Here is a 14,551-nt window from a genome sequence, read left to right as displayed (position 1 = left end):
TCTGAAGTCTCTGGATCCCCGCCTTCGCGGGGATGACGGCTTCGGGCATTCGACGCGCGTCGTCCGAACCGACTTCGACAAGAGGCGAGGAATTCACCCAGTGCGCATCCTGCTCGTCGAAGACAACGCCGACCTCGCCGACGCCATCGTCCGGCGCATGCGCCGCGACGGCCATGCCGTGGACTGGCAGAGCGACGGGCTCAAGGCCGACAGCGTGCTGCGTTATCAAGGCTTCGACCTGATCGTGCTCGACATCGGCCTGCCGCGGCTCGACGGCCTCGGCCTGCTCGCCGGCCTGCGCGAACGCGGCGACGCGACCCCGGTGCTGATGCTGACCGCGCGCGACGGCATCGACGACCGCGTGCGCGCGCTCGATTCCGGCGCCGACGACTACCTCAGCAAACCCTTCGATTTCCGCGAATTCGAAGCGCGCTGCCGGGTGCTGCTGCGGCGCAACCGCGGCCAGGCCGCAGGCACCGTGCAGGTCGATGGCTTCGTCTTCGATGCCGGCGCGCACCGCGTCACCCTCGACGGCGAGCCGATCGAACTGCCGAACCGCGAGTTCCGCCTGCTCGAAATCCTGATCGGCAAGCTCGGCCAGGTGGTCAGCAAGGACGAGATCGGCAACGGCCTGTTCGGTTTCGACGACGAAGCCGGGCCGAACGCGATCGAGCTGTACGTCGGGCGCCTGCGCAAGAAACTCGCGGCCGCGCCGCTGCGCATCGTCACCGTGCGCGGCGCCGGCTACATGATCGAAGCCGGCCCGACCGATGCGGCCGAAGGCGACGGCGATGGCTGAGCCCGCGCGCGCCGCGGCCGGGCGCCGCGATTCGATCCGCAAGACGCTGCTGATCTACCTCGGCGCGCTGTCGCTGATCGGCGCGGCGCTGCTGTTCCTGGCCGCGCGCAGCTACGGCCGCGCCGCGGCCGACCGTTCCTACGATCACTTGCTGATCTCCTCGGCCTTGTCGATCGCCGACTCGGTCGCGCTGGTCGACGGCCAGTGGCAGGTCGATCTGCCGTACGCCGCGCTCGACCTGCTGGCGATGGCGCCGGAGGACCGGGTGTTCTACCGCGTCTCCAGCCGCGAAGGCCAGGCGATCACCGGCTACGCCGACCTGCCGGCGCCGCCGAGCGCGCCGCACGACGGCCAGCCGCGTTTGTTCGATGCGATGTACCGCGGCGAAAACACCCGCTTCGTCGCGGTCTCGCGCTGGATCGCGGGGCCGGCCTCGCAGGGGCAGGCCATCGTCCAGGTCGGCCAGACGCGGCGCGCGCGCGAAGCGCTGGCCGACGACATGGTGCTGCGCGCGCTGGTCGCGATCGTGGCGCTGTCGCTGGCGGCGCTGGCGCTGGTGTGGATCGGCGTGTACCGCGCGCTGCGGCCGCTGCAACGGCTGGAGCGCGAGCTGTCCGAGCGCGAACCGTCCGACCTGCGCCCGCTCGCGCGCGAAGTGCCGGCCGAACTCGACCAGACCGTGGAATCGCTGAACCGCTTCATGGGCCGGCTCGCGGCCAGCAACGAAACCCTGCGCGCGTTCATGGGCGAGGCCGCGCACCAGATGCGCACGCCGCTGGCCGCGCTGCGCGCGCAGGCGCAGCTGGCGCTCGACGAGGACGACCCGGCCGAGCAGCGCCGCAGCCTGGAAACCATCGAGCGCAACGCCAGCCACATGAGCCGCCTGCTGAACCAGTTGCTCAGCGACGCCAGCGCGATCCACCGCGCGAATCTGCAACGCTTCGAAACCGTGGACCTGGCCGAACTGCTGCATCAGGCGATCTTCGAAGCCGTGCCGCAGGCCGGCCCGCGCCCCGAGTTGCACTTGGCCGCGACCAGCGAGGCGGTGCGCGTGCGCGGCGACGCGCTGCTGCTGCGCGAGGCGATCAAGAACCTGATCGACAACGCGCTCAAGCACGGCCGCGCGCCGTTGCAGATCGCGCTGACCACGAGCGGCGAGACGGCCGCGCCGACCGCCGTGCTGACCATCGCCGACCACGGCCCCGGCATCGCCCCGGCCGACGCCGAGACCGTGTTCGAACGCTTCGCCCGCGGCCGCGACGCCGCCGCCGGCGGCGCCGGGCTGGGGCTGGCGATCGTCAAGCGCATCGTCGAGAGCCACGGCGGCGCGATCGATCTGAGCAACCGCGTCGGCGGCGGCTTGGTGGTGACGTTGCGGTTGCCGAGGACAGCGGTATGAGAAACGAGCGTAGAGCAATGAGACGCGGGGAGAGGCAGGGGCAACAGCGAGCGGGCGCCGGAGCCTGGCTGCGCCTTGGCCTTTTCTCGTTCCTGGTGGCGCTCGGTACGCTCCTCGTCTTCCCCGCCGCCGCCGAACCCGGCGACGTCAAGACCTTCAAGAGCCCGCAAACCACCACCGCCCATCTGCGCATCCACGGCTCGACCGACATCGAGAACTTCGCCGCGGTCATCGCCGACTACCAGAAGCTCAACCCCGGCAGCGAGGTCGAGTATTCCGATCTGGTCGCCCAGGACATCTACACCCGGTTCCTGCGCACGCCGCCGCCGCAGCGCGCCGATCTGCTCATCAGCAGCGGCATGGACCTGCAGACCAAGCTGGTCAACGACGGCCACGCACTGGCCCACCGCTCGCCGGCCACGGCCGGGCTGCCGGCGTGGTCGCAATGGCGGCACGAGGCCTTCGGCATCAGCTACGAGCCGATCGTCATCGTTTACAACAAACGTTTGTTGGCCCCGGCGCAGGTGCCGCGCACCCGCCGCCAGCTGCTGGCTTTGCTGCGCGATCCGGCGGCGAAGCTGGCCGGGCGGGTCGGCACCTACGACGTCGGCCGCAGCAGCGTCGGCTACCTGCTGGCCACCCAGGACCACCAGCTCGGCAGCATGGCCGGCGCCCTGCAGGCCGCGCTCGGCGACAACCGGGTGGTGCTGGAGGAGCGCACCGGGCCGCTGCTGGACCGGGTCGCGCGCGGCCAGCTGGCCCTGGCCTACAACGTGCTGGGCTCCTACGCCCAGGCCCGGATCGACGCCGGCGCCCCGCTCGGCATCGTCCTGCCCGAGGACTACACCCTGGTCCTGCTGCGCACCGCGCTGATCCCGCGCGAGGCCGCCAACGCGGTCGAGGCCGGGCGCTTCCTCGACTATCTGATCTCGCCGCGCGGCCAGGCGGTGCTGGCCCGCCAGGTCGGCCTGCAGCCGATCCGCTCGCCCAGCGGCGCGCCGCTGGCGCCGCAGGCCGGCGACGGCGCGCGGGTCCGCGCGCTGCGGCCGATCCCGCTCGGGCCGGGCCTGCTGGTCTATCTGGACGCGCTCAAACGCCGGCAATTCCTCGACGCCTGGCGCAGCACCGTGCAGCCGCGGGCGGCCGCCAAGCCGGCCGAGGCGGGGCCGTAGTGCGCCGCCGCATGGCCCGCATGCCGCCTCCATACCCTGGCGTCGGGCCGGCCGGCCGCTATGGTGTGGCGGACCGGCCGCCGGGGCAAAGCCGCCGGGCACCGGTGCGGTTACAACCGGGCACAACTCCAAAGTACTAATGAACAGGTGCCGGTGGTCGCGCGAAACCACCGGGTGCATCCATTAGACTGCTGATCCAATCCACTTTCGCGCCCTTTGCCACGGCTGCCTTTGCGATGTCCGACAACGATCTGAAAACCGCCGCGCTCGACTACCACCGCCTCAGCCCGCCGGGCAAGATCAAGGTCACCGCGACCAAGCCGATGGTCACCCAGCGCGACCTGGCCCTGGCCTACTCGCCGGGCGTGGCCTACGCCTGCGAGGCCATCGTCGAAGACCCCAACACCGCCAGCGAGCTGACCGCCCGCGGCAATCTGGTGGCGGTCATCAGCAACGGCACCGCCGTGCTCGGCCTCGGCGACATCGGCCCGCTGGCCGGCAAGCCGGTCATGGAAGGCAAGGGCGTGCTGTTCCAGAAGTTCGCCGGCATCGACGTGTTCGACATCGAAATCGACGAGCGCGACCCCGACAAGCTGGTCGACATCATCGCCTCGCTGGAACCGACCTTCGGCGGCATCAACCTCGAAGACATCAAGGCGCCGGAATGCTTCATCGTCGAGCGCAAGCTGCGCGAGCGCATGAAGATCCCGGTGTTCCACGACGACCAGCACGGCACCGCGATCATCGTAGGTTCCGCCGTGCTCAACGCGCTGGAGATCGTCGGCAAGAACATCGCCGAAGTGAAGCTGGCCACCAGCGGCGCCGGCGCGGCCGGCATCGCCTGCCTCGACATGCTGGTCGCGCTGGGCCTGAAGCCGGAGAACATCCTCGCGGTCGACCGCGACGGCGTGCTCTACACCGGCCGCGGCAAGATGGACCCGGACAAGGAGCGCTACGCGCGCGACACCGACAAGCGCACCCTGGCCGACATCGTCGCCGGCGCCGACATCTTCCTCGGCCTGTCGGCCGGCGGCGTGCTGAAGCCGGAGATGGTCGCCACGATGGCCGACAAGCCGGTGATCCTGGCCCTGGCCAACCCGTATCCGGAAATCCTGCCGGAAGACGCCAAGGCCGTGCGCCCGGACTGCATCGTCGCGACCGGCCGTTCGGACTATCCGAACCAGGTCAACAACGCGCTGTGCTTCCCCTACATCTTCCGCGGCGCGCTCGACGTCGGCGCCACGGTCATCAACGAAGACATGAAGCTGGCCTGCGTGCGCGCGATCGCGGCGCTGGCGCGGATGGAGTCGTCGGACCTCGGTGGAGCCTATGGTGGGGACGTCCCCACGTTTGGCCCCGAGTACCTGATCCCGCGCCCGTTCGACCCGCGCCTGCTGGTGATGCTGGCCCCGGCCGTGGCCAAGGCGGCGATGGATTCGGGCGTGGCCACGCGTCCGATCGTCGACATGGACGCCTACGAGGAAAAGCTCAGCCAGTACATCTACCGCACCGGCCTGCTGATGAAGCCGGTCTACGACCGCGCCCGCGCCGACCGCAAGCGCGTGGTCTACGCCGAAGGCGAGGAGGAGACCGTGCTGCGCGCGGTGCAGACGGTGATCGACGAGGAACTCGCGTTCCCGATCCTGATCGGCCGCCCCGACGTCATCGAGACCCGGATCCAGCGCCTGGGTCTGCGCATGCGCGAGGGCGTGGACTTCGAGCTGACCAACATCAACGACGATCCGCGCTTCAACGAGTACTGGCAGCAGTACCACGCGCTGACCGAGCGCCGCGGCGTGACCCCGGCGGCGGCGAAGAACCTGCTGCGTTCGCGGCCCACGCTGATCGCGGCGCTGATGGTCGAGCGCGGCGAAGCCGACGCGATGATCTCCGGGCTCGTCGGCCGCTTCCACAAGAAGCTCGGCTACATGCGCAGCATCTTCGACTTCGACCCGGGCGTGTCCGGCACCTCGGCGATGACCGGCGTCATCAACGACCAGGGCGCGTGGTTCTTCCTCGACACCCACGTGCAGGTCGACCCGACCGCCGAGCAGATCGCCGAAGCCACCCTGCAGGCGACCTACCGCCTGCGCCTGTTCGGCATCGAGCCGAAGGTGGCGCTGCTGTCGCACTCCAACTACGGCAGCCACGACAACCCGTCGGCGGCGAAGATGCGCAAGGTCCGCCAGATCGTCCAGCAGCGCATGCCCAAGCTCGAGATCGACGGCGAAATGCAGGCCGACACCGCCTGGGACGACCTGCTGCGCAAGCGCATCTTCCCCAACGCGACCCTGCACGGCCGCGCCAACCTGTTCGTGCTGCCGAACCTGGATTCGGCCAACATCACCTACAACATGGTGCGGGTGATGACCGACGGCGTGGCCATCGGCCCGATCCTGATGGGCCTGGACAAGCCGGCGCACATCCTGACCCCGGCCTCGACCCCCCGACGAGTGGTCAACATGACCGCCATCGCAGCCGTAGACGCGCAGATCCGCGGGGCGCGAGAATCGGGGCGCAAAGGCCTGGCCGAGCTGGGCGGGGCGTGACCGGGTGAGCGGTCGAGCGAAGGGGGCGAACTGAACGCCGTATTGAACGAGCTGCCAGCGGTCATGCCGCTGCCGGTACTGGAATCCGTGGCCGAACCCCGGCCGCGGGTCAGCGTTCTGCTGCTTTGCTTTCGCGACGCGGACTACATCCGCGCCGCGCTCGACAGCGCCTTCGCCCAGACCGTGCCGTGCGAGATCATCGTTTCCAACGACAACTCCGACGACGGCACCTTCGAGATCGCCGAAGAAATCGTCGCCGCGTATCGCGGCCCGCACCGCGTGCACGTGCGCAAGACCGAGCGCAACCTCGGCGTGTCCGGCCATTTCAACGACGTGATGCCGCTGGCCAGCGGCGAGATCATCGTGATGATGGCCGGCGACGACATCGCCTACCCCGAACGCGTCGCCACCATCGTGCGCGCGTTCGACGACCACCCCGGCGCGACCGTGCTCGGCAGCGACTTCGACGGCATCGACAGCTTCGGCGCGCCGCTGCAGGTCAGCTTCCGCCAGCGCCCGCAGCGCTACGACTTCGACTACTACGTGCGCATCGGCCGGCTGATCGGCCTGCTCGGCGCGACGATGGCGTTCCGGCGCGAGGTCTACGACCGCTTCGGCCCGCTGCTCGGCCCGATCGAGGACAACGCGCTGAGCCTGCGCGGCGCGTTGCTCGGCCAGTCGCTGTGCCTGCGCCAGCCGCTGATCCAATACCGCCGCCACCCCGGCAGCGTCAGCGGCACCGTGTTCGCCCGCGACGAACCCGCCGCGCTGGCGACCCGCCGCCGCTACGAACGCACCGTGCAGTTCTACCGCGGCACCGCCGACGACCTGGAAGCCTGCCTGCGCAAGATGCCGGAACTGCCGCGCAGCAAGCGCCGCCTGGCCGAACAGGTGCTGGCGATGTACCGCATCGAAGCCGACGCGCGCGAAGCCTTCCTGCTGAAACCGCGCTGGGGCTGGCTCGGCCCGGTGCTGCGCGGCCTCGGCCAGCGCGGCCTGCGCCGCAAGAGCGCCGAACGCGCGTTCAAGCTGCTGATGCCGCGGGCGTGGTTCGGCCTGCGCTGATCGCCGCGATCTACCTGTAGGAGCGACGCGAGTCGCGACCGCGACAACGCAACTGCGTCGAAGCGTTCACTGTAGTTGCGTTGTCGCGGTCGCGACTCGCGTCGCTCCTACAGGGAGCCACTGCGGCTTCCGCAAGGACTTGGGAATGACCTGGTACCTGACCCTGCGCCCGCCGGCGCGCCGTCCCGAAGCCATCCCCGCGCAACCGATCCTCGACTGGCTCGCCGCACAGCCCGAACTGCGGCAAGTTGGTCCCGCAGAATTCGACGCCGCCGACGGCCAGCCCTGGGTGCACGTGATCGTCGCCGACGGCGACGCCAACGGTAACTACGCGACCGGCGCGAAAGCGCCGGAGCGGGTCAACATCGTCGAGCTCATCTGCGCTTACGAACGCGACGAGGATTGGTACGAAGCGCTGGCCTTGCGCATCGCCGCGCATTTGGGGTGGGAGGCATTCGAAGAAAGCATTGGGCGGCGGTTGTGGGTGCCGTGACGTCTTCGTCGTTGCTGAGGTATCGCGGTCGCGGCTTGCGCCGCTCCTACATGGGCTACCTGTAGGAGCGGCGCAAGCCGCGACCGCGAAAATTCGCCAACGACGCAACCGCCCTCACCGCACCGAATCGATCCGATAATCCGCATGCGGCCGCTCGAAAAACTGCCGTCCCAACGCCTCCGCCGCTTCCAACGCGCCTTGCGGATCCCCGGCCACCGCCCCGCGCTGATCCCCTTGGCCGAACACCGTGCCGACGAACTGCGAATGGGTGTAGCGCGCGTACTCCTGCATCTGGTTGACCAGACTCAGCGCGATCGTCGGATACATCTCCTCCGACGCGGTCAGCAACGCGACCCGCTTGCCCTGCATGCGCGTGCGTACGTCCTGCGAATCCGGATAGCTGCGCGCGACGAAGCAGAACATGCGGTCGAAGAACGCCTTGGCCTGCGCCGACATTCCGTACCAGTACACCGGCGTGGCCAGCGCCAGCCCGTCGGCATCGAGAAAATGCTCGAAGAAGAACTCGGCGTAACCGTCGTCGATGCGGCAGCGGCCGCGCTCGTCGCGGCACTGGCGGCAATCGCGCAGGAAACCCTGCATCAGATCGTCGGCGAAATGCAGCGAGGCCTCGATCCCGCCGGCGCGGGCGCCGCGCAAGGCGGCGTCGGCGAGGGCGGCGCTGTTGCCGTTGCGGCGGGGGCTGGCGACCAGGATCACCAGGCGGCGGGGGCGTTCGTCGTTCATCGGGTCGGCTGTCGTTGAGAGGGCTGAGATGAATCTATTTCTCGCCTTTGCCCGCCTCAAATGACCATAATTGACCTGGCATGAGCCAGATTCAGGCCTGACGCGATGTTCGCCGAGCTCCCCATGACCGCCCTGCGCAGCTTCGAAGCCGCCGCGCGCCTGGCCAGCTTCAAGGCCGCCGCCGAAGAACTGCACGTCACCCCGACCGCGGTCTCGCACCAGATCCGCCAGCTCGAAAGCTGGCTCGGCCGCCCCCTGTTCCAGCGCCAGCCGCGCGGCGTCGCCCTCACCGACGACGGCCGCCGCCTGTTTCGCGACGTGCACGGCGCCTTGCTCGAAGTCGCCCAGTCCGTCGCCGCGCTGCGCCCGCGGCCCGACGCCGGCTGCCTGACCGTCACCACCTCGACCTCGTTTGCCGCGTTGTGGCTGGTGCCGCGGCTGGGCGGCTTCTACGCGCGCCATCCCGACATCGCGGTGTGCATCGACACCCGCGCGCAGGTGGTCGACCTGGAGCAGAACGCCGGCGTGGACCTCGCGATCCGCTACGGCGGCGCGGTGCCGGCGGGGCTGCATCGGCACGGCGGCTTGCGGGAATCATTCGGTGTCTACGGCGCGCCGGGACGGACGCAGGCCGAGGCAGCGAAGTCGCCGCCGACGCTGATTACCGTGGAGTGGGGCGATTCGAAGCTGTACCGATGCAGCTGGGAAGCGTGGTGCGCGCGCGCCGGCGTCGACTGGATGCAGCGCGCGCCGACGATGCGCGCTTACGACGAGGAGCACTACGCGATGTACGCGGCCGGTGCGGGGCAGGGGTTGGTGCTTGCGAGTTCGGTGGTGGTCGCAGGCAATCTGCAGCGTGGGTTGTTGGAGGCGTATCGGCCGGAGATTGCGGTGCCAGGCGAGACGTATCACGTGCTGTGCGTGCCGGGGCGCGAGCGGCATCCGCCGGTGCGTGCGTTTTTGGCTTGGTTGGATGAGCAGATGCGGCCGTAAGCGACATAACGTCCGACGCGACGTTGTGCTCCCTCTCCCGCTTGCGGGAGAGGGTTGGGGTGAGGGGAGCGAGCGGCGAAGGCGCAAGCTGCTTTTGTTTAGTGCCGCGGCAGTCCTCACCCCAACCCCACCCCGGCCCAAACGCATAGCGTTCGGGCGTTCGGTGCTGCGCGAGCCAGTGGCTCGCAAGCGCAGCCCCTCACCCCGCAAGCGGGAGAGGGGCTCAAGCAGCGGTTTCGGACCTCAAACCAGCGCCATTTCGTTCGGCAACCACCCCAACGCAAACTCCCGCAACGCCCTTACCCGCGCCGACCGCCGCAAATCCGGATGGATCGCGAACCACAACTCCGTCGGCACCTCCGCCAACGGCTCCGACACCCGCTTCACCCCGCCCGCCGCATCGGCGAAATAGCAAGGCAGCAACGCCTTCCCGACCCCCGCCTTGCACGCCGCCAACGCCGCCGGCAGCGAATTGACCCGCATCGCGATCCGCGCCTCGTCCACGTTCGCGCGCAGCCACAGCGCCGAGGACAGATGCGACAGGTTGTCGTCGAACCCGACCCACACGCCCTCGTTCAAGGCCTCGCGCTTGCCGAGCTTCGCGCCGCTGGCCGCATACACCGCTGTCGCGATCGATCCCACTCGCCGCACCGACAGCCCGTTCGGCATCAACGCACACGCCCGCAGCGCCACATCGGCCTCGGGCTGCTGCAGGTTCACGAACGCATTCGACACCAACAGGTCGCAACCGATCTGCGGATGCTCAACCGTAAACGCCGCACACAAGCGCGCCGCCACCTCGGCCAGCGTGTCCGGAATCGTGATCCGCAAGCGCGCCCCGCCGCGCGCATCGCGCCCGGCCAGCTGCCGCTGCAACTGATCGGCATCGTCGAGGATCCGCTGCGCGCCCTCGATCGCCACCGCACCGGCCTCGGTTGCGGTGTAACCCGTGCGGCTGCGCCGGAACAACGGCGTCCCCGCGCGCGCCTCGATCCCGGCCAGCCGCCGGAACGCGCTGGAATGGTCCAGCGCCAAGGCCTTGGCCGCGCCGCTGAGGCTGCCGTGCGCACCGATCGCGCGCAGCAGTTCGAAGTCTTCCAACGACAGGCGGGCGGTTTGGCGCATCTGCAAGCGATCCTTGGGGTGGCGCCGTATTCCGCGCGCCGGGCCGGACGAGGAGAGTAGCGCCATCTCCTCACGGACCCCAGCCATGAAGCTCTACTACACCCCGCACACCTGCTCCTTCGCCCCGCACATCGTCCTGCGCGAACTCGGCCTGCACGCCGAATTGCGCCGCGTGCGCCTGGGCGCCGAGGCCCGGGTCCTGGCCGAAAACCGCGACTACCGCGAGCTGAGCCCGCTCGGCTACGTTCCGCTGCTGGAGCTCGACGACGGCCGGTTGCTGCGCGAAGGCGTGGCGATCCTGCGCTACCTCGGCGACCAGCAACCTGAGGCCGGCCTCAGCGCGCCGCTCGGCAGCTTCGAGCGCGCCGAGCAGGACCAGTGGCTGACTTACATCAACTCCGAACTGCACAAGACCTTCAGCCCGTGGCTGTTCCACCCCGAATACGGCGAAGCCCCTGGGCGCATCGCCGGCGAGCGGCTGCAGCCGCGTCTGGCCTTCGTCGACCGCCATCTCGATGGCCGCGAGTTCCTTGGCGAACGCTTCGGCGTCGCCGATGCGTATCTCTACACCGTGGCCGGCTGGGCGCGGTTGCTGAAGATCGATCTCGCGCCGTATCCGCACCTGTCGGCCTACCTCGCCCGTCTGGACCAGCGCCCCAGCGTGCGCGAGGCGCTGGCCGCCGAGCGCGAGGACGGCAAGTCGTGAGCGCCGGCAGCGCCTGGGTCATGCTGATCGCCGCCGGCCTGATCGACGTGGCCTGGGCGCTGAGCATGAAGCTGTCCAACGGCTACACACGGCCCGGTTGGACGGCGGTGTCGCTGGTCGCGCTCGGCGCGTTCGTCTGGCTGCTGGGGCGCGCGTTGACCGCGTTGCCGGTCGGCGTGGCGTATGCGGTTTGGACGGGGATCGGTGCGGCGGGGACGGTGTTGATTGGGGCGGTGTTGTTCGGCGAATCGATTACGCCGTTGAAACTGGGTGGGGTGGGGTTGATCGTTGGGGGGATCGTGTTGTTGCGTAGCGCGCCGGCGTGAGGTTTCTCGGCTTGCGGTGAGTTTCGGCGTGGTTCTGTTGTCGCGGTCGCGACTCGCGTCGCTCCTACATGGGCTACCTGTAGGAGCGACGCAAGTCGCGACCGCGCAACCTCCCGCCGGGACCGAAACCCCGACTCAAAGCTTGCGCCACTCCGAAATCGCCACCGTCCCATTGCCGGTTGCCGACGCAGGCACCTGATACGTCAACACATCGCCCTTCAACTCGTACTGACGCACCTGCCGCTGCCCCTCCCAATTCGGGAACAACGACTGCTCGATCTCGAACACGATGGTCCCAGTCGCCGGATCCAGCCGCACCCGGCCCGTATGCGCGCTGATCCGCATCACCGCCTCGCGGTATTCGTCCGGCGTGCCGCGGGCCTTGTCGCCGCTGGCGAAGGCGTGCGCCTCTCGGCGGTAGATCTGCAAGGAATAGCGCCCGTCGCGGTCGACCATCAAACGCCCCTGCGGCCGTTTGCCATAGCCCTGCACCCGGCGGCCATCGGCGTACAGCGTATCGGCCGCCTGCAACACCCAGGTGCCCGCCAGCGACGGCGCCTTTTCCGTCGCTGCGCACGTCCCGCACCCGATCGCCATCGCCATCGCCCAAACCGCCATCGTCCGCTTCATCGCCGCTCCCGCGCTGTGTGCTGTCGGCGCAGCCTAGACCGCAGCCATGATTGCCAACAGCCATCGCGCTATATTCCAGTCATTACAAATCGCAATGGCTGGCGAGGATGAAACCGCTCGATCTCAAAGCCGTGCAGGCCTTCGTCCTGATCGCCGACCTGCGCAGCTTCACCCGCGCCGCCGATGCGATCGGCAGCACCCAATCCGGCGTGAGCCTGCTGCTCAAACGCCTGGAGCAGCGCCTGGACCGGCGCCTGATCGAGCGCACGCCGCGCCAGATCCGCCTGTCCGCCGACGGTCAGGCCTTCCTCGAACCCGCCCGCGCGCTGCTCGCCGCGCACCAGCGCGCGCTCGACCCGACGCCGGCGCCGCAGCGGCGATTGGTGGTAGGGCTCAGCCATCAATTGATCGGCACCGAACTGCCCGCGTTGCTGCGCACGCTGCGCGGCCAGGACCCGGCGTTGGTGGTGGAACTGCACGTGCAGACCTCGCGCGAAGCGATCAAGGCCTTCGACGACGGCCAACTCGACGCCGCCATCGTCCTGCAGCCGCAAGACCCGCGCCGCAATGCGCGCCGGCTCTACGCCGAACCGTTCGGGTGGGTCGCCGCGGCCGCGCTGGAACACCGGCCCGGCGAACCGCTGCGATTGGCCACCCAGGGCGAACCCTGCGGCATCCGCGCCGCCGCCGTGCGCGCGCTCGACGACGCCGGCATCGCCTGGACCGAAACCTTCATCGGCCAAGGCGCGGCTGTGCTCGGCGCTGCGGTAACGGCCGGCCTCGGCGTGGCGCTGCTGCCGCGTCGGGTGATGCCTTCGGGGACGGCCGATATCGGCCCGCGGCTGGGGTTGCCGGCGTTGCCGGAGTTCGATGTTGTGCAGTACGTCAGTTCGACGGACAAGCGCGATCGGGCAGCGTTGCGGACGATTGCGGTGGCGTTGCGGGGTGGAGTGGGGTGAGTGCGTTGGTTTCAAGTGGGTTCCGGCGGTGGTTGCGGTGGCGTGGTCGCGGCTTGCGCCGCTCCTACAGGTAGCCCAGATGGCTCCGTAGCCCTTGTAGGAGCGACGCGAGTCGCGACCGCGCAACCTTCCGCCGGGACCGCCACCTTCCGCTGCGCCCAGACGGCATCCCAATACGGATACTCCTGCACCCGCTCCACCAACCCGGCCCGCACCGGATTCATCACCACGTATCGCGCCATCGCCACCAACCCCTCATCCTTCCGCAACGCCCGATCGTGATACGCCGACGCCCACACCGCCCAAGGCACCGTCGCTCCCATCGCCGCCCGCACTCTCCGTGAGCTCGCGCATTTGAGCTGCCGCACCAACGCCGGCAGCGATTCACCGGCCCCGAGTTCGACCACGCCATGCCAGTGATCCGGCATCAGCACCCAAGCCAGCAACGTCGACTGCTGCCACGAGCGCCGATCCAGCAACGCCGCCAACGCGGCCTCGGCCAACGGTCCGTTCGCGAACCACGCAGCACACCCCTGCGTCACGAAGGTCAGCAGATAAATCCGTTGCGCCTCCGAGACCCGGCCGCGACGTAAGGCCGCATGGCCGCGAACCGGCGCGAGAGCCATCGATTCGTCCATGAGCGCACCATCGCGCGCCGTGCCGTGCCGATGAATCGGAAAACGCCCGCCTCCCGGGTCGGACTAACCCAGCCAAAAGCGTAGCGCCAGCCGCATGCTGCGCCGCCGCTGCCCACGCCGCGCAACCCCTCCGCCGCTGTCGCTGTTCCCTGCACCCCGATAAACTCCACCCAGGGGCGCGACAACAGGTACGCAGATGTACACCAAGGACGAATTCAAACAGCGCTTCCGCGCGATGGACACGGAAGAGCTGATTCTCAACGCCTCGCGTCCGCTGACGGACGAGGCGATGGAAGCCACCAAAGAAATCCTCGCCGAGCGCGGATACACCGGCGACGCCGCGCGCGAGAAAACCAAGGAAGTGATCCGCGCGCACCTGCAAGGTAGCGGCGTGACGCGCAACTGCGATTACTGCGGCGCCACCCTGCACGGCGCGGTGCCCGCCCAGGGCCAGAAATTCTGCAGCCACCGTTGCCGCACCCAGTCGGCGCTGGCGGTGATCGCCCTGGATTTCGCCCCCGAAACGATCGCCGAACACGCCAGACAACTGCGCAACGGCCGCTGCCCGCGCTGCCAGCGTCAGGGCGAAGTGGTCGAAGTGCGCAGCATCCGCCGCATGGTCTCGGTGGTGATCCTCTCGGTCGAAGACCGCTACGACCTGTGCTGCTGCCGCGGCTGCTACGAAAAGGAACTGCGGTCCGCGCTGATCGTCAGCGGCCTGCTCGGCTGGTGGTCGTTCAAGGGCCTGTTCGCCAACATCGGCGTGGTGATGGACGGCCTCGAATCCCTGCGCCGCCGCGACGCCCCCGATCCGTCGCCGGCGCTGATCGCCCACGCCAGCCTCGACCTCGCGCAGAAGTCGCTGGCCCAGACCCCGGCCTGACCGGCCGCGGCGCCCAAGCCACGATCCGCACAGCCCGGCGCCCACGCGGGCACAGCCCGCCCCGGCGAGG

Annotated in this window: 15 protein-coding genes; 11 read left to right on the top strand and 4 right to left on the bottom strand. The window is 69.3% G+C overall.

The annotated features are described in order from the left end of the window. Positions 1 to 100: 100 nt before the first annotated feature. The 6 genes from JHW38_RS14405 (at position 101) to JHW38_RS14380 (ending at position 7,477) form a co-directional block, all read left to right on the top strand. Positions 101 to 799 carry a response regulator transcription factor gene (locus JHW38_RS14405; RefSeq protein WP_207522045.1) on the top strand — a complete coding sequence of 233 codons (699 nt, stop codon included), beginning with the start codon at positions 101 to 103 and terminating at the stop codon, positions 797 to 799. Next, entirely contained in the window at positions 792 to 2,198 is a 1,407-nt protein-coding gene (locus tag JHW38_RS14400; RefSeq protein WP_207522043.1) for a sensor histidine kinase, read from the top strand. Before JHW38_RS14405 ends, JHW38_RS14400 begins: the two co-directional genes overlap by 8 nt. Before the next feature lie 92 nt (positions 2,199 to 2,290). After that, positions 2,291 to 3,370 (top strand): ABC transporter substrate-binding protein, encoded by a 1,080-nt coding sequence (locus JHW38_RS14395; RefSeq protein ID WP_428995324.1) that lies wholly within the window; start codon positions 2,291 to 2,293, stop codon positions 3,368 to 3,370. Between the two features lie 236 nt (positions 3,371 to 3,606). Next, a complete protein-coding gene (locus tag JHW38_RS14390) occupies positions 3,607 to 5,919 on the top strand; it encodes an NADP-dependent malic enzyme (protein WP_207522039.1) in 2,313 nt (770 codons plus the stop codon). Between the two features lie 63 nt (positions 5,920 to 5,982). Continuing rightward, positions 5,983 to 6,984: a glycosyltransferase gene (locus JHW38_RS14385; protein ID WP_207522038.1), complete on the top strand. Its 1,002-nt coding sequence runs from the start codon at positions 5,983 to 5,985 to the stop codon at positions 6,982 to 6,984. A gap of 145 nt (positions 6,985 to 7,129) precedes the next feature. Continuing rightward, positions 7,130 to 7,477, top strand: coding sequence for a hypothetical protein (locus JHW38_RS14380; protein ID WP_207522037.1), 348 nt, complete (start codon positions 7,130 to 7,132; stop codon positions 7,475 to 7,477). 114 nt (positions 7,478 to 7,591) lie between these two features. On the opposite strand, the gene JHW38_RS14375 is transcribed toward JHW38_RS14380, so the two are convergent. Next, the gene (locus JHW38_RS14375; RefSeq protein ID WP_207522036.1) at positions 7,592 to 8,221 is read right to left on the bottom strand and encodes a flavodoxin family protein; all 630 of its coding nucleotides are present in this window, start codon (positions 8,219 to 8,221) and stop codon (positions 7,592 to 7,594) included. 123 nt (positions 8,222 to 8,344) lie between these two features. Between JHW38_RS14375 and JHW38_RS14370 the strand changes: the two genes are divergently transcribed. Continuing rightward, positions 8,345 to 9,214 carry a LysR family transcriptional regulator gene (locus JHW38_RS14370; protein ID WP_207522035.1) on the top strand — a complete coding sequence of 290 codons (870 nt, stop codon included), beginning with the start codon at positions 8,345 to 8,347 and terminating at the stop codon, positions 9,212 to 9,214. Positions 9,215 to 9,457: 243 nt separating this feature from the next. Here JHW38_RS14370 and JHW38_RS14365 read toward each other — a convergent pair whose 3' ends face one another. After that, positions 9,458 to 10,339 carry a LysR family transcriptional regulator gene (locus tag JHW38_RS14365; RefSeq protein ID WP_207522034.1) on the bottom strand — a complete coding sequence of 294 codons (882 nt, stop codon included), beginning with the start codon at positions 10,337 to 10,339 and terminating at the stop codon, positions 9,458 to 9,460. 85 nt (positions 10,340 to 10,424) lie between these two features. Between JHW38_RS14365 and JHW38_RS14360 the strand changes: the two genes are divergently transcribed. Together JHW38_RS14360 and JHW38_RS14355 are read left to right on the top strand one after the other, a co-directional pair. Next, positions 10,425 to 11,045, top strand: a complete 621-nt coding sequence (locus JHW38_RS14360) for a glutathione S-transferase C-terminal domain-containing protein (protein WP_207522033.1) — start codon at positions 10,425 to 10,427, stop codon at positions 11,043 to 11,045. Then, positions 11,042 to 11,371 carry a DMT family transporter gene (locus tag JHW38_RS14355; RefSeq protein ID WP_207522032.1) on the top strand — a complete coding sequence of 110 codons (330 nt, stop codon included), beginning with the start codon at positions 11,042 to 11,044 and terminating at the stop codon, positions 11,369 to 11,371. Before JHW38_RS14360 ends, JHW38_RS14355 begins: the two co-directional genes overlap by 4 nt. A 135-nt stretch (positions 11,372 to 11,506) precedes the next feature. On the opposite strand, the gene JHW38_RS14350 is transcribed toward JHW38_RS14355, so the two are convergent. Beyond that, complete coding sequence (locus JHW38_RS14350; protein ID WP_207522031.1) at positions 11,507 to 12,001, bottom strand: lipocalin-like domain-containing protein; 495 nt, start codon at positions 11,999 to 12,001, stop codon at positions 11,507 to 11,509. A 50-nt stretch (positions 12,002 to 12,051) separates the two neighbouring features. Here JHW38_RS14350 and JHW38_RS14345 point away from each other — a divergent pair, with 50 nt between their 5' ends. Beyond that, positions 12,052 to 12,960 carry a LysR family transcriptional regulator gene (locus tag JHW38_RS14345; protein ID WP_242690942.1) on the top strand — a complete coding sequence of 303 codons (909 nt, stop codon included), beginning with the start codon at positions 12,052 to 12,054 and terminating at the stop codon, positions 12,958 to 12,960. 11 nt (positions 12,961 to 12,971) lie between these two features. Here the strand turns inward: JHW38_RS14345 and JHW38_RS14340 are convergent, their stop codons facing one another. Then, positions 12,972 to 13,598, bottom strand: a complete 627-nt coding sequence (locus tag JHW38_RS14340) for an REP-associated tyrosine transposase (protein WP_207522030.1) — start codon at positions 13,596 to 13,598, stop codon at positions 12,972 to 12,974. Between the two features lie 196 nt (positions 13,599 to 13,794). Here JHW38_RS14340 and JHW38_RS14335 point away from each other — a divergent pair, with 196 nt between their 5' ends. Beyond that, positions 13,795 to 14,481 (top strand): hypothetical protein, encoded by a 687-nt coding sequence (locus tag JHW38_RS14335; protein WP_207522029.1) that lies wholly within the window; start codon positions 13,795 to 13,797, stop codon positions 14,479 to 14,481. The last annotated feature ends 70 nt before the right edge of the window (positions 14,482 to 14,551 follow it).

This window comes from Lysobacter enzymogenes (genome assembly GCF_017355525.1).
Classification (GTDB): domain Bacteria; phylum Pseudomonadota; class Gammaproteobacteria; order Xanthomonadales; family Xanthomonadaceae; genus Lysobacter; species Lysobacter enzymogenes_C.
Note: the sequence above shows the minus strand (reverse complement) of the source record. Positions and strands in the feature narration are given on the sequence as shown.